Consider the following 21,860-nt stretch of genomic DNA (forward strand, 5'->3'; position numbering starts at 1 on the left):
AGTATGGACGAACGCTATATGGCGCGTGCGCTGGAACTGGCGCGACGCGGCCGTTTTACGACCATGCCGAACCCGAATGTCGGCTGTGTGATTGTGCGCGATGGTGAAGTCGTGGGTGAGGGCTGGCATCAGCGTGCTGGTGAACCCCATGCCGAAGTCCACGCTCTGCGCATGGCTGGCGAGAAAGCGCGTGGCGCAACGGCCTATGTCACGCTGGAGCCGTGCAGCCATCATGGCCGCACGCCGCCCTGCTGTGATGCGCTGATCGCCGCAGGTGTGATCCGTGTCGTCGCCGCCATGCAGGACCCGAATCCGCAGGTCGCGGGGCGCGGACTGCACCGTCTGCATCAGGCGGGCATCGACGTCAGCCATGGTCTGATGATGCCGGAAGCCGAAGCACTCAATCGCGGCTTCCTCAAGCGCATGCGCACCGGCTTTCCCTGGATTCAGCTCAAGCTGGGCGCGTCACTGGATGGCCGCACGGCCATGGCCAGTGGCGAGAGCCAGTGGATCACCTCTGAGGCTGCCCGCCGTGATGTGCAGCGTCTGCGGGCGCAAAGCGCCGCCATTCTCAGCAGTAGCGCTACGGTGCTGGCGGACGATCCCTCTCTGACCGTGCGCTGGTCTGAACTCAATACCGACAGCCAGGCTCTGGTTGATGAGCAGCAACTGCGTCAGCCGGTACGTGTGATTATCGACAGCCAGAATCGCGTGACGCCGCAGCATCGGCTTATCTCACAGCCGGGCGAAACCTGGCTGATGCGCCATCAGCCGGATCAGCAGCTCTGGCCCGCTGACGTCACGCAAATCGCCGTGCCGCTGCGCGAACAGCAGCTGGATCTGGTGGCGATGATGATGCTGCTGGGACAGCGACAGATTAACAGCGTCTGGGTTGAAGCGGGTGCGACGCTCGCCGGTGCCCTGTTACAGGCCGGGCTGGTGGATGAACTGATCGTTTATCTGGCACCTAAGCTGTTAGGTCATGAAGGACGCGGCCTGTGTCAGCTGCCGGGGCTCAGCCAACTGGCTGACGCACCTGCGTTCCGTTTCAGCGATGTCCGGCAGGTCGGTGACGATTTACGTCTGACCCTGACACCGCAATAGCATGCCCGGAAAAGCGAGAGCACGCCGCCTAAGAGTATGATAGAATCCGCCCCCCTGCGCGGGGCCAACCAAACCCCTGAAAGGATAAGTATGAAAGTTATCGAAGCTGCTGTTGCAACGCCTGAGGCCAATGTTGCCATCGTCATCGCGCGTTTTAACAACTTCATTAATGACAGCCTGCTGGATGGCGCAGTTGATGCCCTGAAACGTATCGGCCAGGTCAAAGATGAAAATATCACCGTTGTCTGGGTGCCGGGTGCTTACGAACTGCCGCTGGCAGCACGTGCGCTGGCGAACTCCGGCAAACATGATGCGATTATCGCACTCGGCACCGTTATTCGTGGTGGCACTGCGCACTTCGAATATGTGGCGGGTGAAGCCAGCTCTGGTATCGCCAGCGTTGCCATGAACAGCGACATTCCTGTCGCGTTCGGCGTGCTGACCACTGAAAGCATCGAGCAGGCCATTGAGCGTGCCGGCACCAAAGCGGGTAACAAAGGTGCTGAAGCGGCGCTGACTGCGCTCGAAATGATCAACGTATTGAAAGCCATTAAAGCCTGATTTTTGTAAGGGGAATTTTGTGAAACCTGCTGCTCGTCGTCGCGCCCGTGAGTGCGCTGTTCAGGCGCTTTACTCCTGGCAGTTGTCGAATAACGACATTGCCGATGTGGAATACCAGTTTCTGGCGGAACAGGACGTCAAAGACGTCGACATTACTTACTTCCGCGAACTGCTGTCCGGTGTGGCGACCAACAGTGCGTATCTGGATGGACTGATGAAGCCCTATCTGTCGCGTCAGCTCGAAGAGCTGGGCCAGGTAGAAAAAGCTATCCTGCGCATCTCGCTGTATGAGTTGAGCAAGCGTGATGATGTGCCCTATAAAGTGGCCATCAACGAAGGGATTGAGCTGGCGAAAGTCTTCGGTGCCGAAGACAGTCATAAATTTGTTAACGGCGTGCTGGATAAAGCCGGTCCACAAATTCGACCCAATCGCAAATAAACAAAAAGGCCGGCTTGCCGGCCTTTTTTCATGAAGAGTTAAGCGGAACGTAATTATGTCTTGTGGTGAATTTGAACTCATCGCACGCTACTTCAACCGCAGAACACGCAGCCGCCGTGATGTCGAACTCGGCATCGGTGACGATTGTGCGTTACTTAGCGTGCCGGAAAAACAGACGCTGGCGATCAGCACCGATACCCTGGTCGCGGGTGTGCACTTCTTACGGGATATTCATCCCGCCGATCTGGGTTACAAAGCCCTGGCTGTTAATCTTAGCGATCTCGCTGCCATGGGCGCGGATCCCGCGTGGCTGACGCTGGCCTTAACGCTGCCGCAGGTCGATGAGAGCTGGCTCTCTGCCTTTAGCGAAAGCCTGTTTGAACTGCTGGAATATTACGACATGCAGCTGGTGGGCGGTGACACGACCCGTGGCCCGCTGAGCCTGACGCTGGCGATTCACGGTCTGGTGCCGCAGGGCCGCGCCCTGAAACGCTCCGGAGCGAAGCCGGGCGACTGGATCTACGTGACCGGCACGCTGGGTGACAGCGCAGCGGGTCTGGCGCTGTTGCAGCATCACTGCCGCATCAGCGATCCGGCGGTGCATGAGGCACTGATTAAACGGCATCTGCGTCCGATGCCGCGCATTCTGCAGGGCCAGGCACTGCGTGCGCTGGCCTCTTCAGCGGTGGACCTTTCTGATGGCCTGATTTCCGACCTCGGCCACGTGCTGAAAGCCAGCGGCTGTGGTGCACGGCTAAACCTGGATGCGTTGCCGCTGTCGCCGGCGCTGCGCGACCATTTCGACCCTGAGCAGGTATTGCGCTGGGCGCTGAGTGGCGGAGAAGATTACGAACTCTGCTTCACCGTGCCGGAAGTGAATCGCGGCGCGCTTGATGTGGCGCTGGGGCATCTGGGCGTGCCTTATACCTGCATCGGGCAGATAGCACCGGAATCAGAAGGCTTAACGCTGCTGGATAATGGCAAACCTGCCACATTCCATCATAAAGGGTTTGATCACTTTGATACTAAATAACGACGTGGCGAAGAGCCGCCTGCGGATGAGCAATCCCTGGCATCTGCTGGCCACCGGTTTCGGCAGTGGATTAAGCCCGGTCGTGCCTGGTACCATGGGATCGCTGGCGGCCATCCCATTCTGGTGGCTGATGACCTTTCTGCCGCAGGATCTCTATTCGCTGGTTGTGCTGGTTGGAATCTGCGTCGGTGTCTATCTCTGCCATCGCACCGCCAAAGATATGGGTGTACACGATCACGGCAGTATTGTCTGGGATGAGTTCATCGGCATGTGGATTACGCTGATGGCGATTCCGGTCAACAGCTGGCAATGGGTGCTGGGCGGCTTTGTGCTGTTCCGTATTCTTGATATGTGGAAACCATGGCCGATTCGCTGGTTTGACCGCAATGTGCATGGCGGTATGGGCATTATGGTGGATGACATCATTGCTGGCGTGATTTCTGCGGCCATGCTTTATGGCTTTGGGGTCTGGCTGGCGGGTTAATTGCCGAGGCTGAACGCCTGAATAAGAGGTGACGCCCGGCCAGGGCGTCACATTCTGATTTATTCGAATCCCACCGCCTGATGCGGCTGATAGGTTTCTTCCAGCAGGGTAATCTCGTCGTCACTCAGCGTGACATCCACCGCCTTCACCAGATCCTCAAACTGCTCAGCGCGCGACGCGCCAATAATCGGTGCCGTAACGGCAGGCTTGCTCAGTAGCCAGGCCAGCGCCACCTGCGCCCGCGTCACACCTTTGCTTTCCGCCACCTGTGCCAGCCGCTCTGCAATCACGGCATCGTTCTCTTCGGTGTTGTCATAGAGCTTCGCCATCACCTGATCGGAGGCGGAACGCGCGGTGTTTTCCCCCCACGGGCGGGTCAGTTTACCGCGCGCCAGCGGACTCCAGGGCAGCACGGCGATCTGCTCTTTCAGACAGAGTGGATGCATTTCCCGCTCCTCTTCACGCTGAATCAGGTTGTACTGATCCTGCATGCTGACAAAGCGATGCCAGCCCTGTTCTGACTGCAGCTGCAACGCCTGCGCAAACTGACTGGCGTGCATGGATGAGGCGCCGATATAGCGGGCTTTTCCTGACTGCACCACGTCATGCAGCGCTTCCAGCGTCTCTTCCAGCGGTGTCTCGTAGTCCCAGCGGTGAATCTGCAGCAGGTCGACATACTCCATGCCGAGACGCTGCAGGCTGTCATCAATGGATTGCAGGATATTTTTGCGCGACAGTCCCTGTGAGAGATTGGTCAGCGGGAAATAGACTTTGGTGGCGACCACGATCTCTTCGCGGCGGGCAAATTCTTTCAGCGCCCGGCCCAGAATCTCTTCACTGCTGCCATCGGAATAGCTGTTGGCGGTATCAAAGAAGTTGATGCCCGCGTTCAGCGCCTGCTGGATCAGCGGACGGCTGCTCGCTTCCGGCAGCGTCCAGGCATGATTACCGCGCGTTGGCTCGCCATAGGTCATACAGCCGAGACAGAGACGCGACACCTGCAGATCGGTGGTACCCAGTTGAATCGTTTTCATGGTGGAGGCTCCTGCGAAAGTGCAAAGGTTACAGCATAGCAGGATGTTGCGCTCCCCAGGGGGGAGCGCAGAGAGGAGAGGTTACTGCGCCAGCCAGCGGGCGATCTGTTGCTGAATGCCCTCCGCGTCCAGCAGATAGTCATGACGCACTTCATCCTGCGTGCCCTGCGGGATGAACTCATCGGGCAGGCCGATGTTCAGTACCGGAATGCCCAGGCGTTTCGCCATCACAAACTCATTTACGCCACTGCCCGCACCGCCTTTGATGGCACCTTCTTCCAGCGTTATCAGCGAGTCGTGGGTGTTAGCGAGTTCGGCGATCAGCGCTTCATCCAGCGGCTTCACAAAGCGCATATCGACCAGTGTCGCGTTCAGCGCTTCCGCCGTGGCGGCGGCTTCCGGCAGCAGGGTACCGAAGTTCAGAATCGCCAGCTTTTCACCCTGACGTTTCACGACTGCTTTACCCAGCGACAGACTCTTTAGTGGAGCCAGCGGGGTACCGACACCGGTGCCGCGCGGATAGCGCACCGCACTCGGGCCAGCCTGATGGTGATAGCCGGTATAGAGCATCTGCCGACACTCATTTTCATCGCTCGGCGTCATGATCACCATATCCGGCACGCAGCGCAGATAGGCGAGATCAAACGCGCCCTGGTGGGTCTGACCATCCGCGCCAACAATACCACCGCGATCGATAGCAAACAGGACCGGCAGTTTCTGGATGGCGACGTCGTGGATCAGCTGATCGTAGGCGCGTTGCAGGAAAGTGGAATAGATGGCAACAATGGGCTTATAGCCGCCAATCGCCATACCGGCCGCGAAGGTCACCGCATGCTGCTCGGCGATCGCTACGTCAAAATATTGCTTAGGGAATTCACGTGAGAAGGCCACCATGCCGGAGCCTTCACGCATCGCCGGGGTAATCGCCATTAGCTTCGGATCGTCGGCGGCCATTTCGCACAGCCAGTTGCCGAAGATTTTAGAGTAGCTCGGCAGACCCTCTGCGCTTTTCGGCAGTTCGCCAATAGCCGGGTCAAATTTAGGAACGGCGTGCCAGGCAATCGGATCTTCCTCTGCCGGGGCGTAGCCTTTACCTTTCTTCGTCATGATATGCAGGAACTGCGGGCCTTTCAGGCTGCGCATGTTGCTCAGCGTATTGACCAGCGTCAGCACATCGTGACCGTCAACCGGGCCAATATAGTTAAAGCCCAGCTCTTCAAACAGCGTGCCCGGCACGACCATGCCTTTGAGATGCTCTTCGGTGCGTTTGACCAGCTCTTTGATTGGCGGCAGATTTGTCAGCACGCGCTTACTGCCTTCGCGCAGTCGTGCGTAGGTTTTCCCCGACAGGATCTGCGCCAGGCGATTATTCAGCGCGCCGACGTTTTCGGAAATCGACATCTCGTTATCATTGAGGATGACCAGCATGTCCGGCTTGATATCACCGGCATGGTTCATCGCTTCAAACGCCATACCTGCGGTAATCGCACCATCGCCAATAATACAGGCGGTGCGACGGCCCTGACCTTCACGTTCTGCCGCCGCTGCCATGCCGAGACCGGCACTGATAGAGGTAGATGAGTGACCGACGCTCAGGACGTCATATTCACTTTCACCGCGCCACGGAAACGGGTGGACACCGTTTTTCTGACGGATAGTGCCGATGCGATCGCGGCGACCTGTCAGAATTTTATGCGGATAAGCCTGATGACCCACATCCCAGACCAGATGGTCAAACGGGGTGTTATAGACATAATGCAGCGCGACCGTCAGTTCAACCACGCCCAGACCCGATGCAAAATGGCCGCTGGAGCGGCTCACACTGTCTAATAGGTACTGACGCAGTTCATCACACAGCGCAGGCAACTTCTCTTTTGGCAGGGCACGCAGCGCCTGAACCGTGTCTGCCAGCGCCAGTGTCGGGTATTTAGCAATATCAAAACTCATCAGAGACTCATTATGGAAGTTATTTGTCGCGTTCAATTATGAAGCTCGCCAGCGCCTGCAGTGCTGTAGTGTTATAAGAGTGCGCAGCGAGCAATTCTAAAGCATCAAGAGCTTCCTGATACAAATCCCGCGCTTTGTCACGGGCACTTTCAAGGCCTAACAGTGAAGGATAGGTGCTTTTCCCCAGATCCTGATCGGCACCCTGACGTTTTCCGATCACGGCTGTGTCGCCGATCACATCCAGAATGTCGTCCTGCACCTGAAACGCGAGACCAATCGCCTCTGCATAGCGGTCGAGCAGCGGCAGCGCTTCGCGACCCGCATCGCCTGCCGTTAATGCGCCTAGCCGTACCGCTGAGCGGATCAGGGCGCCGGTTTTGTGGCGATGGATCTGTTCCAGCTGATCGAGATCGACGGATTTGCCTTCCGCCGCTAAATCCAGTGCCTGCCCGCCACACATTCCGGCTACGCCACTGGCTTTTGCCAGTTCGGAGAGCATCATCAATCGATATTCGGCGCTGACACCGGGCATTGCTTCATCGGCCAGAATGGAAAAGGCCAGCGTCTGCAGGGCGTCGCCCGCCAGAATCGCGGTATCTTCGCCATATTTAATATGACAGGTTGGCTGCCCGCGACGCAGTGCATCATCGTCCATCGCAGGGAGATCGTCATGAATCAGAGAGTACGCATGAATGCATTCAACTGCGGCGGCAGGAGCATCCAGACTCGCCGGATTGGCGTGGAGCATTTCGCCGGTCGCGTAGACCAGAAAAGGACGCAGACGTTTACCGCCTAATAATGCCCCATAATGCATGGCATTCACCAGAGGAGAACTCTGAAAAGGAAGTGGCTCTATAAAACGCGTCAGCGCGGCGTTCACCTGCTGCTGATAAACGTCGAGTAAGCGGGCAAAATCCATTAGTCATTTTCCGGCGTGAAAGCAGTGAGGTCGGCATCTTTATCATCGTTCAGCAGAATGCGGACCCGCTGTTCAGCCTGCTGCAGCGTCTGCTGGCCATTCCGCGCCAGCTGCACGCCGCGCTCAAATTCGTTCAGGGCTTCTTCCAGCGGCAGTTCACCACTTTCCAGACGGCTGACAATCTGCTCCAGCTGCTGCAATGACGTTTCAAAGCTGGCTGGCTGTTCGGCTTTTTTCGGCATATTTCGTGTCGACTCACGGTTGGGACATTATCTCGCAATCGGTCATGGTAGCTGAGACCCTATGATTAGCAAAATAATCAATGCGGCGGCTGATGAAGAAGCAGTCACCTGACAAAGGTGATATACTCCCGCGCCTCGGATGCGGTTGCGCCTTGCAGCCCGCAATTTTGTGATTTTACCAGCTAAGTGCCGCCTGTTTTAGCACTTATTTGCCCAACGAAGCTGTGTCGCCATGAAGTTTATCATCAAGTTATTTCCTGAAATCACCATCAAGAGTCCGTCGGTGCGTTTGCGCTTTATCAAGATTCTTGCCAGCAATATCCGCAACGTCCTGAAAACCGTCAGCGACGACATCGCCGTTGTGCGCTACTGGGATCACATTGAAGTGCGGTCAAAAAATGCGGCGCTGGCGGACATTATTCCCGATGAGCTTTCCCGCATTCCCGGTATCCATCACGTTTTAGCGGTTGAAGATCGCGAGTACACCGATATTCATCACATCTTTGAACAGACGTTAGCGCAGTATCGCGACAGTCTTGAGGGCAAGAGCTTCTGCGTGCGTGTGAAACGTCGCGGTAAGCACAGCTTCAGTTCGCAGGATGTAGAGCGCTATGTGGGTGGTGGTCTGAATCAGCATATTGAAAGCGCCCGCGTGCAGCTTAAAAATCCTGACGTGACGGTGAACCTTGAAGTTGAAGAGAATCGCCTGACGCTGGTGACGGCGCGCTACGAAGGTCTGGGCGGTTTCCCGATCGGCACGCAGGAAGATGTGCTGTCGCTGATTTCCGGCGGTTTCGACTCCGGTGTCTCCAGCTATATGCTGCTGCGCCGCGGCAGCCGCGTGCATTACTGCTTCTTTAACCTTGGCGGTGCCGCGCATGAGATTGGCGTGCGTCAGGTTGCGCACTATCTGTGGAATCGTTTTGGTCGTTCACACCGCGTGCGCTTCGTGGCGATCAATTTTGAGCCGGTCGTCGGTGAGATCCTCGAAAAAGTGGATGACGGCCAGATGGGCGTGGTGCTGAAGCGCATGATGGTACGTGCTGCCTCGACGGTTGCTGAGCGCTACGGCGTGCAGGCGCTGGTCACGGGTGAAGCGGTAGGGCAGGTGTCGAGCCAGACGCTGACCAACCTGCGCCTGATTGATAACGCGTCGGATACGCTGATTCTGCGTCCGCTGATCTCTCATGACAAAGAGCACATCATCAGAGTTGCCCGGGAGATCGGCACTGAAGATTTCGCCAGCACCATGCCGGAATATTGTGGTGTGATCTCAAAAAGCCCGACGGTGAAGGCGGTGAAGGCGAAGATTGAGGCGGAAGAGCAGAATTTCGACTTCTCGATTCTGGATCGGGTCATCGAAGAAGCGACCAATGTCGATATTCGTACTATTGCTGAGCAAACGGAAGAGGAGGTGGTGGAAGTTGAGACCGTCGCGCTTCTGAGTGACAACGATGTGGTGCTGGATATCCGCTCTATTGATGAGCAGGAAGAGAAGCCCCTGACGCTGAACGCCACGGAAGTGAAGTCGCTGCCATTCTACAAACTCAGTACGCAGTTTGGCGATCTCGATCAGAACCGCACCTGGTTGCTCTACTGCGATCGTGGTGTGATGAGCCGTCTGCAGGCGCTCTATCTGCATGAGCAGGGCTTTAAGAACGTTAAAGTCTACCGCCCGTAGTCATCGCTCTGAGCCAGTCAGTGCCTGTTCAGGTCTGACTGGCTTTCTCGTTTTAAGCCTGAGTCTTTACGCCTGATAGTCATAAATGCCGGGAGCCAGCACCAGCTGTGCAGCGACCTCACGCGCCATCTCTTTTCCCACCAGCAGATCGATCAGCTTCAGCGCAAAATCCATTGCCGTGCCAGGTCCCTGGCTGGTCAGCAGATTAACGCGGGGATCCCAGACGACACGTCGCTCCATCCACTTTTCCTCCGGAATCGTCTCTTTCAGGCCAGGAAAGCCGGTCATGTTACCGACCGGGAAGAGATCGTGAGGGATCAGTACCGTGCCTGCGGCTGCGCATATCGCGGCGACAATCTTCTCATTAAGGTGAAACTGACGCACCGTTTCGACCAGCAGCGGACTGTCACGGAAGGTCTCAGCCCCTTTCAGGCCGCCGGGCAGGACGATGGCGGCGAAATCGTTGTCGGCGACTTCAACCAGCGTGACGTCAGCCAGCAGACGAACACCGCGTGAGCAGACGATCTCACGGCTGCCATCGCTTTCGACGCTGGCGGTGACAACCTTCAGGCCCGCCCGAACCAGCAGGTCGATGGTGGTGACAGCTTCGGTTTCTTCACTGCCATGTGCCAGGCAAACCAGCACCGATGCGTTCGCGGTCATAATGGGACTCCTTGCGTTTTACAATGTCATACAGACGGGTGTTCTCCGTCAGCACCAGGCCGTGCGTCCGGGCGCGGCGCAGCAGAAAGCCGCTGATATAGTCGATTTCGGTGAGCCGCTGGGCGCGCACGTCCTGCAGCATCGAAGAGGTATTGGCCGCGGTGCTTTCGATCACGTCGAAGATGATGTCCTGCAGGCTGTCGCTGGCCACATTCTGGCCTTCACGCTCCATAACCCAGCTGATCTCTTCGCACAGCTGCGCGATCTGCTCCGGATACGCGCGCAGTGCGCCGTTCTGGCACTCATACTCCACGCTGAGCGGGTTGATGACGCAGTTGACGGCCAGTTTGCGCCAGCAGGCCGCCCGGATGTTGTCATGCCAGGCAACGTCGGGCAGGGCAGGGTGCAGGATGTCGGCGAGGTCACTGTAAGCGGCGCTTTTGCGGTTACCGGGACCAATGTGGGTGATGCCACTGGCGATGTGCTTGATAACGGTGCCATCACGCATCGCCGCATGCGTGGTGACGCCACGCAGGAGTGGCTGAGTCAGCCCTTTGAGTTCCTCCAGCGTACCCATACCGTTGTGCAGTAGCAGCACCGGGCAGTTTTCTGGCAGCACACTTTCCAGATTCTTCACGGCGGGTGAAACCTGTGGCGCTTTGAGTGTGACCAGCAGCAGCTGGCTTTCCGCCAGGAACAGCGGATCGTTGGCGATAAACGTGCGATTCGAGATGTTGCCCTGAGGATCGATTACATTGGCTGAGCAGTAAGGCTGCGGCACGCGCAGCCATCCCTGTACTTCATGTCCCTGGCGGGCAAGCGCTGTCAGCCAGACCTGACCCAATGCACCGCAACCTAACACGGTAATTTTCATGCTGCCTCCCGCTGGCGGGCTATCCATCTGTTATTTACTGTCACACCTACATTATAGCGTTGTGTGCAGCCTGATTTTATTTAGCACCTTAAGACGCGTATTATGCATGTCACTTTAGCGTCAGGAGAAGAAGAGATGCCATCTTTCGATATCGTTTCAGAAGTCGATCTGCAGGAAATTCGCAATGCGGTGGAGAATGCTAACCGTGAAGTGTCTACCCGCTTCGATTTCCGCAACGTGAGCGCCGAGTTCGAGCTCAACGAAAAGAATGAAACCATCAAGATCACCAGCGAGTCTGATTTCCAGGTTAAGCAGCTGGTCGATATTTTGCGTGAGAAGTTGCTGAAGCGCGGGATTGAAGGCGGAGCCTTAGAGGTGCCGGAAGAGATCGAGCACAGCGGCAAAAGCTGGGCGGTCGATGCCAAACTGAAGAAAGGCATTGAGAGCGACGTGGCGAAGAAGCTGGTGAAGCTGATTAAAGACAGCAAGCTGAAAGTGCAGACCCAGATTCAGGGTGAAGCATTGCGTGTGACCGGCAAAGCGCGCGATGATTTGCAGGGTGCGATGGCGATCGTGCGCGGCAGCAATCTGGGCCAGCCTTTCCAGTTTAAAAACTTCCGCGATTAAGTGGGGGAGGCTGAATTTTCAGCATGAATGCAGTGATAAAAAACCCGGCTCAGGCCGGGTTTTTTGTTATTAATAGGGGATATTACTTTGAAAATGTCTAACGTATTGAGCAGGTTGGAAGTTGCGGCGTCTGCGAGATCGTGTACCGGCTCAGGGAGCCAGTGCCTTACGCAAAGACGCAACAGCGCCATCCATGGCTGGCTCAGTGCGGGCGATTACGCACCTCATCCCTGAGGTGCGCCCGTAGCCGGGCCAACGCGTTGCGTTGTTCAAAAACGCTCCCGGCGTTTTTGTCCCTGCCCGCGATGCTTTGCTACAGGCACAGGCTCCCATCGCTTTAAGCTGGTTAGTGGTCTGTAAGAAGGATTGCGCGGGTTGATATTTATTCAGAAACTTAAATGCGGGTGAACCTGGCAGCAGCGCAAAAGCTCAGGAGCGCATGGAACAGGGTCAGAGGAGGAAAGCGTCCCGCGCCAGGACGGCGCGGGCCGAGCATGCCATGGATGGCGGCTTTTGCGACTTTCCGATCTGACCCTGTTCCCTGAGCCAGCTCGATCCTGAAGCGAAACGAGCGGAAGTTGTCGCGAAAATTTTCTTAAACTAGCAACTCCCCAGCAGCGCTTCCAGCTCAGGGCGGCTGGTGACCTTACTATCAATTTTGATATACGCGCTTTTCTCTTCCGGCACGATAAACACTGAGTTAACGCCCTTCTGCGCCTTCAGACGTTGCTCCAGATTCGGCACAGCCAGTGCGGCATCACTCAGGACGATGCGCAGGCTACTGACATAAGGCGGCTCCTGCATCGTCATGCTGACAAACAGCCAGGCCGCTGCCACCATCGCGCCCACCAGGAACACGGTCTGCGCATCGAAATGACCAAACACCCAGCCACCCATGCTGCCGCCAACGGCCACGCCCAGGAACTGGCTGGTGGAATAAATCCCCATCGCCGTGCCTTTGTAGCCTGCGGGTGACTCTTTACTGATCAGCGAAGGCAGAATGGCTTCCATCAGATTAAAGGCGAAGAAGAAGAGCTGAACACCCACTACCAGCGTCCAGAAGTGGCCTTCCGCACCCCACAGCACGATCTCCGCAATCACAATCATCCCGACGCAGCCGACAAAGACGCGCTTCATACGGCGCTTCACTTCGGCATAGATGATGAACGGGACCACGCCCGCAAAGGCGATCAGCATAGTAGAGAGATAGACTTTCCAGTGCTCGGGGGCCGGGAATCCAGCCTGTTCAAACTGCCCAGGCAACGCGACAAAGCTCGACATCAGCAGAACGTGCAGGCAGAAAATCCCGATGTTGAGCTTTACCAGACGCGGGTTAGCCATCACTTTGCGGAAGCTGCCTTTCACCATGCCTGATTCACGGTTCAGGACATGATGGGAGGCGGATGGCACTACCAGCAGGGTGATCACGATTCCCAGTGACGCCAGAATCGCAATCATCCAGAACAGCGCATGCAGACCCAATGCATGAGTCACAACCGGGCCGACCACCATCGCAATCGCGAAGGTCACGCCAAAACTGATGCCGATAAAGGCCATCGCTTTGGTGCGGTTCTGCTCACGGGTTAAGTCTGATAACAGCGCCATCACCGCAGCCGCAATCGCGCCCGAGCCCTGTAATGCGCGGCCCAGAATAATGCCCCAGATGGAGTCGGTGCAGGCTGCGATAACGCTGCCCAGAACAAACAGCAGCAGTCCGCCAACGATCAACGGCTTGCGGCCGATGCGATCAGAGAGCAGACCAAAAGGAATCTGAAATATCGCCTGAGCAAGGCCATAGATGCCAATCGCCAGACCAATTAAGGTTTCACTCGCGCCCTGTAATGCCATGCCATAAGTGGTCAGTACCGGCAGGACCATAAACATCCCAAGCATACGCAGGGAAAAGACCGTACCGAGGCCCCATGTGGCGCGCAGCTCCACCGGAGTCATTTTATTATCGTTCATTCCAACCTCTGTTAATGTGCTGCATTTATTCTAGGGGGCGGGGCAGGGCGGGTAAAACAATAGTTTTTAAGCAGTGGTAACAAAAAGAAAGGGCGCGAAAATCGCGCCCTTTTCATGCTGTATCGGTGCCGGTTACCAGACGTAGGTCAGCAGGTCCTTCGAAGCCGGAGCCATCGAATCTACCGACATCATCACGCTCAGCGCGGTGATGGTTACGATAGAGAAGACAAACAGCTTACGCGCCCAGACACGATCATCTGCGGTTTTGTAACCCGATAACGCCATGCCCAGCCACCAGACGCTGACCGCAGCGGCCACCACCAGATATTTGTAGCCCGCGTAACCGCCCAGCGTCAGCATCAGCGTGGCAATCATAAACGCCAGGATATAGAGCGTAATATGATTCTTCGCCACGGAAATGCCTTTCACCACCGGCAGAACCGGGATGTTCGCTGCCTGGTAATCTTTAAAGCGGAAGATAGCAATCGCGTACGAATGCGGCATCTGCCACAGGCTAAAGATAGCCAGCAGGATCAACGCGCCAGCATCAAACTGGTTAGAGACGGCGCAGTAGCCGATAACCGGCGGCGCAGCACCCGACAGACTGCCAATCAGCGTTCCGTAAACGGAATGACGCTTCATGTGCAGACTGTAGATGCCCACGTACACCACGAAGCCCATCACCGCCAGCCACATGGCCAGCGGATTAGCACCGAAGTAGAGCAACGCAAAGCCAGCAATACCCAGCACAGTGGCATAAACCAGGCTTACTTTCGCGGAGATAAGGCCTTTTACCAGCACCCGATTCCTGGTTCTCTCCATCTTGACGTCGATGTCGCGGTCAATCACGTTGTTGAAAACACAACCCGATGCAACCACCAGTGACACGCCCACCAGGGTGATGAGAAACAGGGCGTAATCCGTGTTGCCTTTGGAGGCCAACAGGAATCCGCCGATCACAGAAATTAAATTCCCGAAAATAATTCCTGGTTTTGTAACTTGCAGGTATTGCTTAAACATTACGCGTGACTCTTTAGTGAGGCATCATGTTGTAGTTGAGGTTCCACATGATCCACAGTGAGCCTACTACGACAATCAGGATGATGATGGCCGAGAAAACAATGGCTACCATGTTCCAGCCACCCTCAGATTTGCTGTCTAAGTGCAGGAAGTACACCAGGTGAACCAGCACCTGAATGACCGCACACACCAGAACAACACCGAGGATAGTACCGTGAGATGCACTGCCATCCATCACCATCCAGAACGGGATTGCCGTCAGGATGATAGAGAGGATGAAGCCGATCATGTAGGACTTCACGCTACCGTGTGAAGCGCCATGTTCGTTAACAGAATGACTCATTACATGGCTCCCATCAGGTAAACAACGGTGAAGACGCAAATCCAGACCACGTCCAGGAAGTGCCAGAACAGGCTCAGACACATGATACGGGTGCGGTTAGTCGCGTTCAGGCCACGTTTAGACACCTGGAACATCAGAACCAGCATCCAGATCAGACCGGAGGTCACGTGCAGACCGTGGGTACCGACCAGCGTAAAGAAGCCAGACAGGAAGCCACTGCGATCCGGACCAAAGCCTTCAGCAATCAGGTGATGGAATTCATAGATTTCCATACCGATGAAGCCCAGACCAAACAGGAAGGTCAGCGCCAGCCAGCCGATAACGGCACCTTTTTGCTCCTTGTTCATGGAGATAACAGCCATGCCGTAAGTGATCGAACTCAACAGCAGCAGGGCGGTTTCTACCAGAACAAACGGCAGCTCAAAGATATCTTTACCTGCCGGACCACCGGCAGTGTTGTTGACCATGACGGCATAGGTCGCAAACAGGGTTGCGAAGATAATGCAGTCACTCATCAGGTAGATCCAGAAGCCAAAGACTTTATTGGCTCCTGCATCGTGATGCCCATGCTCCGCATGGGCGTCGTGGTGATGTTTAATCAGAGTTTCAGTTGACATTATTTCAGACCTGCTTTGCTGATTTCGTCAAAGTGCTGGTTCTCAATCTTCTGAACTTCGGCAACCGGAACGTAGTAATCCACGTCTTCGTCGAAGCTCTTCACGATCCAGGTAACGATCATGCCGAGGAATGAAAGACCCGCCATCCACCAGATATGCCAGATCAGCGCGAAGCCCATCACAGTAGCGAATGCGCAGATGACGATTGCCGCACCACTGTTTTTCGGCATATGAATTTCTTCATACGATGCCGGCTGTTTGTACGCTTCGCCTTTCTCTTTCATTTCCCAGAACGCATCACGCTCATGGACATGTGGGATCACAGCAAAGTTATAGAACGGAGGTGGTGAAGAGGTTGCCCACTCCAGCGTACGACCGCCCCACGGGTCACCTGTCACATCACGGTTCTGGTCGCGATCACGTACGGAGACGTAGAACATGGTCAGCTGACACAGGATACCCAGTGCAATCAGACCTGCACCGACCGCAGCAACCACCAGAAGAGGGTGGAACTGTGGATCGATATCCTGGCTCAGACGACGGGTCATACCCATGAAGCCCAGTGCGTACAGCGGCATAAAGGCAACGAAGAAGCCAATGATCCAGAACCAGAATGCGCGCTTACCCCAGGTTTCGTTCAGGGTGAAGCCGAATGCTTTCGGGAACCAGTAGGTCACGCCCGCCATACAACCGAAGACCACACCACCGATGATTACGTTGTGGAAGTGTGCAATCAGGAACAGGCTGTTGTGCAGAATAAAGTCAGCGCCCGGAACGGCCAGCAGTACGCCGGTCATACCCCCTACAGAGAAGGTTACCAGGAAGCCAACGGTCCACAGCATGGCAGAGTGCATCTGAATGCGGCCCTGATACATGGTGAACAGCCAGTTAAAGATTTTAACCCCGGTCGGAATCGCGATGATCATCGTCATGATACCGAAGAAGGCGTTAACGTTGGCACCTGCACCCATGGTGAAGAAGTGGTGCAACCAGACGATGAACGACAGCACGGTAATGGCGATGGTCGCCCATACCAGTGAGGTATAACCAAACAGACGTTTTTTGGAGAAGGTCGCGGTAATTTCTGCGAACACACCAAACACCGGCAGTACCAGGATATACACTTCCGGATGGCCCCAGACCCAGATCAGGTTGACGTACATCATCATGTTCCCGCCCATTTCATTGGTGAAGAAATGGAAGCCGAGATAACGATCAAGGGTCAACAGCGCCAGGGTCACGGTCAGAACCGGGAACGCAGCGATGATCAGGACGTTGGTGCACAGCGCGGTCCAGGTAAAGACCGGCATTTTGAACAGGCTCATGCCCGGTGCGCGCATCTTCAGGATGGTCACGAAGAAGTTAATACCGGTTAAGGTCGTACCAATACCTGAGAGCTGAAGGCTCCAGATCCAGTAATCGACCCCGACGCCGGGACTGTACTCCGCGCCGGAGAGCGGCGGATAAGCCAGCCAGCCGGTCTGTGCGAACTCGCCCACACCCAGAGACAGGTTAACCAGGATCACACCGACCGCGGTAAACCAGAAGCTCAGGTTGTTCAGGAACGGGAACGCAACGTCACGTGCACCAATCTGCAACGGAACGGCGATGTTCATCAGGCCAACCACGAAAGGCATCGCCACGAAGAAGATCATAATCACGCCGTGCGCGGTAAAGATCTGGTCGTAGTGGTGCGGTGGCAGAATGCCCGCTTCACCGGCCGAAGCCATCACCTGCTGGGTACGCATCATAATGGCATCTGCGAAACCACGAATCAGCATGACGAACGCCATGATGATATACATGATACCCAGGCGTTTGTGGTCAACTGACGTCAGCCATTCAGACCACAGATATTTCCACTTACCAAAATAAGTGAGCGCAGCGACCAGCGCAGCACCACCTATCAGGATAGCGGCAACCGTAACCATGATAATCGGCTCATGATACGGCACTGCATCAAGTGTTAATTTTCCTAACATCGTATTATTCCTCGGCTCCCGCGGAAGCGGCGTGACTCATGTCCATACCTTCATGCTGTGGCATGTCCATTTTCCCGTGGCTCATCCTGAACTTGTCCATAACCTGCATGAACAGTTTCGGATCAGCTGAAGAGAAATATTCCACCGGATGATTTTCGCTTGGCACAGCCACTTTCTCGAAATCTTCCATGGTGGTCAGCGTGTTAGGGGCTGCTTTGACTTTAGCCACCCACTGCTGGAATTCCGCATCGTCTTTGGTTGCAATGGCTTTAAACTTCATGCCAGAGAAACCGCGACCACTGAAGTTCGCAGAGATACCGTCGAAAGTGCCTGGTTCATTCGCAATCAGATGCAGTTTGGTCTGCATACCCGCCATCGCATAAATCTGGCTGCCGAGTGTTGGAATGAAGAAAGAGTTCATGACAGAGTTAGAGGTGATTTTAAAGTTCACCGGAGTATTTGCCGGGAAGGCAATCTGGTTCACGGTCGCAATACCCTGTTCCGGGTAAATGAACAACCATTTCCAGTCCAGTGCAACCACATCGATCTCAACCGGTTTCACATCAGATTGCAGCGGTTTGCTGGGCTCCAGTGCGTGGGTTGATTTCCAGGTCAGTACGCTGAGGAAGAGAATGATCAGGATCGGAATGGTCCAGACCACGGCTTCAACCTTGTTAGAGTGTGACCAGTTAGGGCTGTACTTCGCATTCGTGTTGGACGCCCGATACTTCCAGGCAAACACCACGGCCATCAGGACTGCGGGAATCACGACGATCAACATCAGGCCAAAGGCAGTCAGTATCAGCGAACGTTGCTCCAGTGCAATCTGTCCTTTGGGATTTAACAATGCACTATCGCAGCCACTCATTAATAAAGTGCCTGCAATTAATGACAAAATCCCCAAACTTTTATTGTATTTACTGAGTCTCATTTAACGACCTCAATGACAAAGGGCTCTATTGTCGTTTAAGTGTGCGCGCATTTTACGGGAAGGTTTATGCAGTGTAAACCAGCTTAAGGATGTGTCAGATACGTGTTGACACCTTTTGCTAAGGGTGTCACAGATGTTGCGCCAGGTGACAAATAATTAACGCAGACAAGCAGTTGGCATCAATATAACAAAAACCGATGGAAGTAACCGTAAAAAAATCAGGGAAAGGAATAACCCTTACTTTTAACTCCCAAATATTTAACAAGTCTGCATCATTTGCGCGATGAAATTTAACTAAAGTAATTGCTAACCGGTTTTTAGTATTTCCGCTACGCCTCCTCAGGATCTATTCTTATTTTTTAAAAATAACACGCGATGATAAATGACAGCGACTTATCCGGACGTCACAAAATAAGCCGCAGCCCGTTAACCTATCGATTTCACTTAAGCATCTGGCGCGGGCAACACCGGCGTTCTCTTCAGCGCCCTGTAATCCAGCAACACCCCGGCAAGCACCGCCAGCAGAGAGAGGCTCATGCCCAGCTCAAACAGGCGGGTCAATAGCGGTGCCAGCGCAGTCAGCCCGAGTGCATTCAGTGCCAGCGCGACCAGCCAGAGAGCCAGCACGCCGCAGCCGGCTGCAAACAGACGATTAGTCCAGCGATAGCCATGAGGATAGTAGCTTCGTGTGAGGAAATTGCCACTCTGCTCGACCTGATTAAGCGTCTGGCGGCAAAAAGCCAGCAGCACCAGGCCCGGCACACCCGCGATCACCGTGAAAGCATAAAAAGTTGGCCAGCCCCAGAGTTCTACCAGCCAGCCCGCTGCGGGGCCGACATAGACCCGGCCCACTGCGGAGAGTGCCGATAACAGGGCAAACTGGGTAGCTGAGAACGATTTATTGCACAGCGTCATTAACAACGCGACAAAGGCCGCGGTGCCCATGCCGCCGCAGAGGTTTTCGACAAAGACTGCGCTGGCCATGCTCCACAACTGTTTGTCGGTCACCGCCAGCAGCCAGTAACCAAAGTTTGAACCCGCCTGCAGCACGCCGAAAATCAGCAGCGCCCGGAACAGACTCAGGCGCTGCATCAGTACGCCGCCATAAAGCGCCCCGATAATGGTCGCCAGCAGACCCAGCGTCTTATTAACCAGGCCGACGTCACCGGCATTGAACCCGACGCCGCGGATCAGAAAAGTGGTGGTCAGCGAGGCGGCAAAGGCATCGCCCAGCTTGTAGAGAATAATCAGCGTAATGAGTAGCCAGGCGTTGTTGCGCTGAAAGAAATCTTTCAACGGGTCGACAACTGCCTCTCGCAGTGAATGCGGGGTGGAAGTGCGCGTGTCCGGCTCGCTCGCCATCAACGTGGCAATAATGCCTGGCACCATCATCAGCGCCATCAGCCAGTAGGTCGCCTGCCAGCCCAGATAGCGGTCAGCCAGCCACAGCGCCAGCCCGCCTGAAACCAGCATCGCCAGTCGATAACCCAGCACGGTAATCGCCGCGCCGCTGCCGCGCTCTTCAGGTGGCAGAATATCGGTTTTCCAGGCGTCAAAAACGATGTCCTGTGAGGCGGAGCAGAAAGCGATCAGCACTGCCAGCGCCGCCATCAGGGTCAGATCGCGTCCTGGCTGCAGAAATCCCATCGCGACAATCCCGCCCACCAGCGCCAGCTGACTCAGAAGTAACCAGCCGCGACGCCGGCCGAGAAACGGCGGTGTATAGCGGTCCATCATCGGCGACCAGAGAAATTTAAAGACATAGGCCTGGCCGACCAGTGAAAAGAAGCCGATAGTTTTCAGATCGACATTTTCCACCGTCATCCACGCTTGCAACGTACCCGAAGTCAGTGCCAGTGGCAGTCCGGAAGCAAAACCAAGGAGCAGCAGTACGGCGGCGTTTTTCTGGCTGAAGAGGCGAAGATAGTGGTTCATGCGGATCCTGCAGATAACAAAAAGCCCTGCACGAGGCAGGGCAGAGGTGAGACGATATTAACGGGCGTTCTGCTTGATGAAGTCGTTAACGCTGGTGTCCTGTGCCATATCCGCGATTACATCGCTCATGGTGGCGTTGACCGCGTTAGTGATCTTCTGGTTATTAGCGTTGAACGCGCCTTCTACGCTGTAAGTCTGGCGGTAGTTTTTAACCTGCTTGTTGCCGTTTTTGGCGGTCGCGATGATAGAGATGTCCGCTTTAGTGGTGATGCTGTAGCGCACATTGCCCTGCGTCACGTCAGCGTAGAGATTGTTAACCACAATCTGCAGATCGACCGCGCCATCAGGACCAATCATATAACCACGTGCGGTCATCTGCTTCTCCAGCACTTCCTGCAGCAGGAAACGGAGATCGCGCGATGGCGTCAGGGTCACTAACTGACCATCACGGTTAACTTTTGCCAGCGCCTGATCTTTACGCTGGTCGGCACCATTGATGCTCACAGTCACGCCCATCAAGCCCGGATCCTGCTGCGGCAGCTGAATTTTAGGCTGGATAGTGAGGGTATTATTGCTGGTTGCACAGCCGGCTAAAATGAACGCAGCCAACAGTGGGAATAACAGTTTTTTCAACATACTTTTTCTCGTGGGTGTCAGGGGGTTGGTTTGCAAAAACTGCGGCCATCATAGCATTGCCCGGCAGTGAAAAAAGCCCTGCTACGGGTGAAATTGTCTCTGAAACCGTTTTAAGCCTCTTCTCTGACAGGCTGGTTTGCTGATGGTTTCGACTGCGTTATGATACCTGCCGGAAGCGGGCTGACATAAAATGCAATATTTAGCGTCCGCCGGCAGGTAAGCGCACTAAAAGCGACTAAGATTGAATAAGATGGGGCACCGCGCTCGCCATTGAGGAGTAATAGCCATGATCCGCGAACAAATAGAAGAAAAGCTGCGTGTGGCGTTTCAACCAGCTCATCTGGAAGTGCATGACGAAAGTTACCGGCACAACGTGCCTGCCGGATCGGAAAGTCACTTCAAAGTGGTTATTGTCAGCGACTGCTTTGCAGGCCAGCGCTTCCTGGCGCGTCATCGTCTGATTTATAGTGAACTGGCGGCTGAATTAGCGGGCAGTGTCCATGCCTTAGCCCTGCATACTTACACCCTGAAAGAGTGGGAAGGGTTGCAGGATACCGTTCTGGCTTCACCTAACTGTCGTGGTGCCGGAAGTCTCGCCTGATTTCCCTTCTCTGAAACGGCCTGCTGGCCGTTTTTTCTGTGATTTAGCGAAAAACGCGATCCCTGGCTCAAAAAAGCAGCAAACCTGCTGAAAAGTGGTGAGTTAGCGTCCTCGACTCATTCCAGCGATGCCGCTATAATGCTGCGTCTATTTTTCCGGAATGTCTTCGGGACGCTTCTGGTAACAGGGATCAGGTTCTCTTCACGGAAGCCGTCCCGGTTG

22 protein-coding genes are annotated in these 21,860 nt (G+C 55.2%); 8 read left to right on the forward strand and 14 right to left on the reverse strand.

What is annotated here, in order from left to right; all coding sequences use genetic code 11:
* The first annotated feature begins 3 nt into the window (after positions 1–3).
* From ribD to pgpA, 5 genes are all read left to right on the forward strand, one after another.
* Positions 4–1,104, forward strand: coding sequence for a bifunctional diaminohydroxyphosphoribosylaminopyrimidine deaminase/5-amino-6-(5-phosphoribosylamino)uracil reductase RibD (gene ribD / locus AC6I8E_RS04370; RefSeq protein WP_013356974.1), 1,101 nt, complete (start codon positions 4–6; stop codon positions 1,102–1,104).
* A 90-nt stretch (positions 1,105–1,194) separates the two neighbouring features.
* Positions 1,195–1,665, forward strand: a complete 471-nt coding sequence (ribH, locus tag AC6I8E_RS04375; protein WP_013356975.1) for a 6,7-dimethyl-8-ribityllumazine synthase — start codon at positions 1,195–1,197, stop codon at positions 1,663–1,665.
* A gap of 19 nt (positions 1,666–1,684) precedes the next feature.
* Positions 1,685–2,104, forward strand: coding sequence for a transcription antitermination factor NusB (gene nusB, locus AC6I8E_RS04380; RefSeq protein WP_013356976.1), 420 nt, complete (start codon positions 1,685–1,687; stop codon positions 2,102–2,104).
* Between the two features lie 55 nt (positions 2,105–2,159).
* Positions 2,160–3,137 (forward strand): thiamine-phosphate kinase, encoded by a 978-nt coding sequence (gene thiL / locus AC6I8E_RS04385; protein ID WP_095707612.1) that lies wholly within the window; start codon positions 2,160–2,162, stop codon positions 3,135–3,137.
* The gene (gene pgpA, locus AC6I8E_RS04390; RefSeq protein ID WP_013356978.1) at positions 3,082–3,621 is read left to right on the forward strand and encodes a phosphatidylglycerophosphatase A; all 540 of its coding nucleotides are present in this window, start codon (positions 3,082–3,084) and stop codon (positions 3,619–3,621) included. Before thiL ends, pgpA begins: the two co-directional genes overlap by 56 nt.
* Before the next feature lie 59 nt (positions 3,622–3,680).
* On the opposite strand, the gene AC6I8E_RS04395 is transcribed toward pgpA, so the two are convergent.
* The 4 genes from AC6I8E_RS04395 to xseB form a co-directional block, all read right to left on the reverse strand.
* A complete protein-coding gene (locus tag AC6I8E_RS04395; RefSeq protein ID WP_195857284.1) occupies positions 3,681–4,655 on the reverse strand; it encodes an aldo/keto reductase in 975 nt (324 codons plus the stop codon).
* Between the two features lie 81 nt (positions 4,656–4,736).
* Positions 4,737–6,602 (reverse strand): 1-deoxy-D-xylulose-5-phosphate synthase, encoded by a 1,866-nt coding sequence (gene dxs, locus AC6I8E_RS04400; RefSeq protein ID WP_497824476.1) that lies wholly within the window; start codon positions 6,600–6,602, stop codon positions 4,737–4,739.
* A gap of 19 nt (positions 6,603–6,621) precedes the next feature.
* A complete protein-coding gene (gene ispA, locus AC6I8E_RS04405) occupies positions 6,622–7,521 on the reverse strand; it encodes a (2E,6E)-farnesyl diphosphate synthase (protein WP_497824477.1) in 900 nt (299 codons plus the stop codon).
* Complete coding sequence (xseB, locus tag AC6I8E_RS04410) at positions 7,521–7,763, reverse strand: exodeoxyribonuclease VII small subunit (protein ID WP_013356982.1); 243 nt, start codon at positions 7,761–7,763, stop codon at positions 7,521–7,523. The genes ispA and xseB overlap by 1 nt, the downstream gene beginning before the upstream one ends.
* Positions 7,764–7,995: 232 nt before the next feature.
* Here xseB and thiI point away from each other — a divergent pair, with 232 nt between their 5' ends.
* Positions 7,996–9,444 (forward strand): tRNA uracil 4-sulfurtransferase ThiI, encoded by a 1,449-nt coding sequence (gene thiI / locus AC6I8E_RS04415; protein ID WP_013356983.1) that lies wholly within the window; start codon positions 7,996–7,998, stop codon positions 9,442–9,444.
* 66 nt (positions 9,445–9,510) lie between these two features.
* On the opposite strand, the gene yajL is transcribed toward thiI, so the two are convergent.
* Positions 9,511–10,107: a protein deglycase YajL gene (gene yajL / locus AC6I8E_RS04420; RefSeq protein WP_013356984.1), complete on the reverse strand. Its 597-nt coding sequence runs from the start codon at positions 10,105–10,107 to the stop codon at positions 9,511–9,513.
* Entirely contained in the window at positions 10,061–10,981 is a 921-nt protein-coding gene (panE, locus tag AC6I8E_RS04425) for a 2-dehydropantoate 2-reductase (RefSeq protein ID WP_033731754.1), read from the reverse strand. Before panE ends, yajL begins: the two co-directional genes overlap by 47 nt.
* Before the next feature lie 135 nt (positions 10,982–11,116).
* On the opposite strand from panE, the gene AC6I8E_RS04430 reads away from it, so the two are divergent.
* The gene (locus tag AC6I8E_RS04430; protein ID WP_003852530.1) at positions 11,117–11,608 is read left to right on the forward strand and encodes a YajQ family cyclic di-GMP-binding protein; all 492 of its coding nucleotides are present in this window, start codon (positions 11,117–11,119) and stop codon (positions 11,606–11,608) included.
* Between the two features lie 600 nt (positions 11,609–12,208).
* Here the strand turns inward: AC6I8E_RS04430 and AC6I8E_RS04435 are convergent.
* The 8 genes from AC6I8E_RS04435 to AC6I8E_RS04470 all read right to left on the reverse strand — a co-directional run bounded on the left by AC6I8E_RS04435 (position 12,209) and on the right by AC6I8E_RS04470 (position 21,037).
* Positions 12,209–13,573, reverse strand: a complete 1,365-nt coding sequence (locus AC6I8E_RS04435) for an MFS transporter (RefSeq protein ID WP_033782162.1) — start codon at positions 13,571–13,573, stop codon at positions 12,209–12,211.
* Between the two features lie 132 nt (positions 13,574–13,705).
* Entirely contained in the window at positions 13,706–14,593 is an 888-nt protein-coding gene (gene cyoE, locus AC6I8E_RS04440) for a heme o synthase (protein WP_370421995.1), read from the reverse strand.
* 13 nt (positions 14,594–14,606) lie between these two features.
* On the reverse strand, positions 14,607–14,936 hold the full coding sequence (locus AC6I8E_RS04445; protein WP_008924889.1) for a cytochrome o ubiquinol oxidase subunit IV: 330 nt from the start codon (positions 14,934–14,936) through the stop codon (positions 14,607–14,609).
* Complete coding sequence (locus AC6I8E_RS04450) at positions 14,936–15,553, reverse strand: cytochrome o ubiquinol oxidase subunit III (RefSeq protein WP_013356987.1); 618 nt, start codon at positions 15,551–15,553, stop codon at positions 14,936–14,938. Before AC6I8E_RS04450 ends, AC6I8E_RS04445 begins: the two co-directional genes overlap by 1 nt.
* A complete protein-coding gene (gene cyoB / locus AC6I8E_RS04455) occupies positions 15,553–17,535 on the reverse strand; it encodes a cytochrome o ubiquinol oxidase subunit I (protein ID WP_013356988.1) in 1,983 nt (660 codons plus the stop codon). Before cyoB ends, AC6I8E_RS04450 begins: the two co-directional genes overlap by 1 nt.
* Positions 17,536–17,539: 4 nt before the next feature.
* Positions 17,540–18,466 carry a cytochrome o ubiquinol oxidase subunit II gene (gene cyoA / locus AC6I8E_RS04460; protein WP_033731758.1) on the reverse strand — a complete coding sequence of 309 codons (927 nt, stop codon included), beginning with the start codon at positions 18,464–18,466 and terminating at the stop codon, positions 17,540–17,542.
* Positions 18,467–18,910: 444 nt separating this feature from the next.
* Complete coding sequence (gene ampG, locus AC6I8E_RS04465) at positions 18,911–20,401, reverse strand: muropeptide MFS transporter AmpG (RefSeq protein WP_497824478.1); 1,491 nt, start codon at positions 20,399–20,401, stop codon at positions 18,911–18,913.
* Between the two features lie 57 nt (positions 20,402–20,458).
* Complete coding sequence (locus tag AC6I8E_RS04470) at positions 20,459–21,037, reverse strand: lipoprotein (protein ID WP_013356991.1); 579 nt, start codon at positions 21,035–21,037, stop codon at positions 20,459–20,461.
* A gap of 286 nt (positions 21,038–21,323) precedes the next feature.
* On the opposite strand from AC6I8E_RS04470, the gene bolA reads away from it, so the two are divergent.
* Positions 21,324–21,638, forward strand: coding sequence for a transcriptional regulator BolA (gene bolA / locus AC6I8E_RS04475; RefSeq protein ID WP_033731761.1), 315 nt, complete (start codon positions 21,324–21,326; stop codon positions 21,636–21,638).
* Positions 21,639–21,860 lie beyond the last annotated feature (222 nt).

It is taken from the genome of Pantoea sp. X-Soil-YNGN-785, from assembly GCF_059730585.1.

Bases quoted from the DNA above. Each gene is read 5' to 3' on its own strand.
- ribD (WP_013356974.1), top strand. From the start codon at position 4: ATGGACGAACGCTATATGGCGCGTGCGCTGGAACTGGCGCGACGCGGC.
- ribH (WP_013356975.1), top strand. From the start codon at position 1,195: ATGAAAGTTATCGAAGCTGCTGTTGCAACGCCTGAGGCCAATGTTGCC.
- thiL (WP_095707612.1), top strand. From the start codon at position 2,160: ATGTCTTGTGGTGAATTTGAACTCATCGCACGCTACTTCAACCGCAGA.
- pgpA (WP_013356978.1), top strand. From the start codon at position 3,082: ATGGCAAACCTGCCACATTCCATCATAAAGGGTTTGATCACTTTGATA.
- AC6I8E_RS04395 (WP_195857284.1), bottom strand. From the start codon at position 4,655: ATGAAAACGATTCAACTGGGTACCACCGATCTGCAGGTGTCGCGTCTC.
- dxs (WP_497824476.1), bottom strand. From the start codon at position 6,602: ATGAGTTTTGATATTGCTAAATACCCGACACTGGCGCTGGCAGACACG.
- ispA (WP_497824477.1), bottom strand. From the start codon at position 7,521: ATGGATTTTGCCCGCTTACTCGACGTTTATCAGCAGCAGGTGAACGCC.
- xseB (WP_013356982.1), bottom strand. From the start codon at position 7,763: ATGCCGAAAAAAGCCGAACAGCCAGCCAGCTTTGAAACGTCATTGCAG.
- thiI (WP_013356983.1), top strand. From the start codon at position 7,996: ATGAAGTTTATCATCAAGTTATTTCCTGAAATCACCATCAAGAGTCCG.
- yajL (WP_013356984.1), bottom strand. From the start codon at position 10,107: ATGACCGCGAACGCATCGGTGCTGGTTTGCCTGGCACATGGCAGTGAA.
- panE (WP_033731754.1), bottom strand. From the start codon at position 10,981: ATGAAAATTACCGTGTTAGGTTGCGGTGCATTGGGTCAGGTCTGGCTG.
- AC6I8E_RS04430 (WP_003852530.1), top strand. From the start codon at position 11,117: ATGCCATCTTTCGATATCGTTTCAGAAGTCGATCTGCAGGAAATTCGC.
- AC6I8E_RS04435 (WP_033782162.1), bottom strand. From the start codon at position 13,573: ATGAACGATAATAAAATGACTCCGGTGGAGCTGCGCGCCACATGGGGC.
- cyoE (WP_370421995.1), bottom strand. From the start codon at position 14,593: ATGTTTAAGCAATACCTGCAAGTTACAAAACCAGGAATTATTTTCGGG.
- AC6I8E_RS04445 (WP_008924889.1), bottom strand. From the start codon at position 14,936: ATGAGTCATTCTGTTAACGAACATGGCGCTTCACACGGTAGCGTGAAG.
- AC6I8E_RS04450 (WP_013356987.1), bottom strand. From the start codon at position 15,553: ATGTCAACTGAAACTCTGATTAAACATCACCACGACGCCCATGCGGAG.
- cyoB (WP_013356988.1), bottom strand. From the start codon at position 17,535: ATGTTAGGAAAATTAACACTTGATGCAGTGCCGTATCATGAGCCGATT.
- cyoA (WP_033731758.1), bottom strand. From the start codon at position 18,466: ATGAGACTCAGTAAATACAATAAAAGTTTGGGGATTTTGTCATTAATT.
- ampG (WP_497824478.1), bottom strand. From the start codon at position 20,401: ATGAACCACTATCTTCGCCTCTTCAGCCAGAAAAACGCCGCCGTACTG.
- AC6I8E_RS04470 (WP_013356991.1), bottom strand. From the start codon at position 21,037: ATGTTGAAAAAACTGTTATTCCCACTGTTGGCTGCGTTCATTTTAGCC.
- bolA (WP_033731761.1), top strand. From the start codon at position 21,324: ATGATCCGCGAACAAATAGAAGAAAAGCTGCGTGTGGCGTTTCAACCA.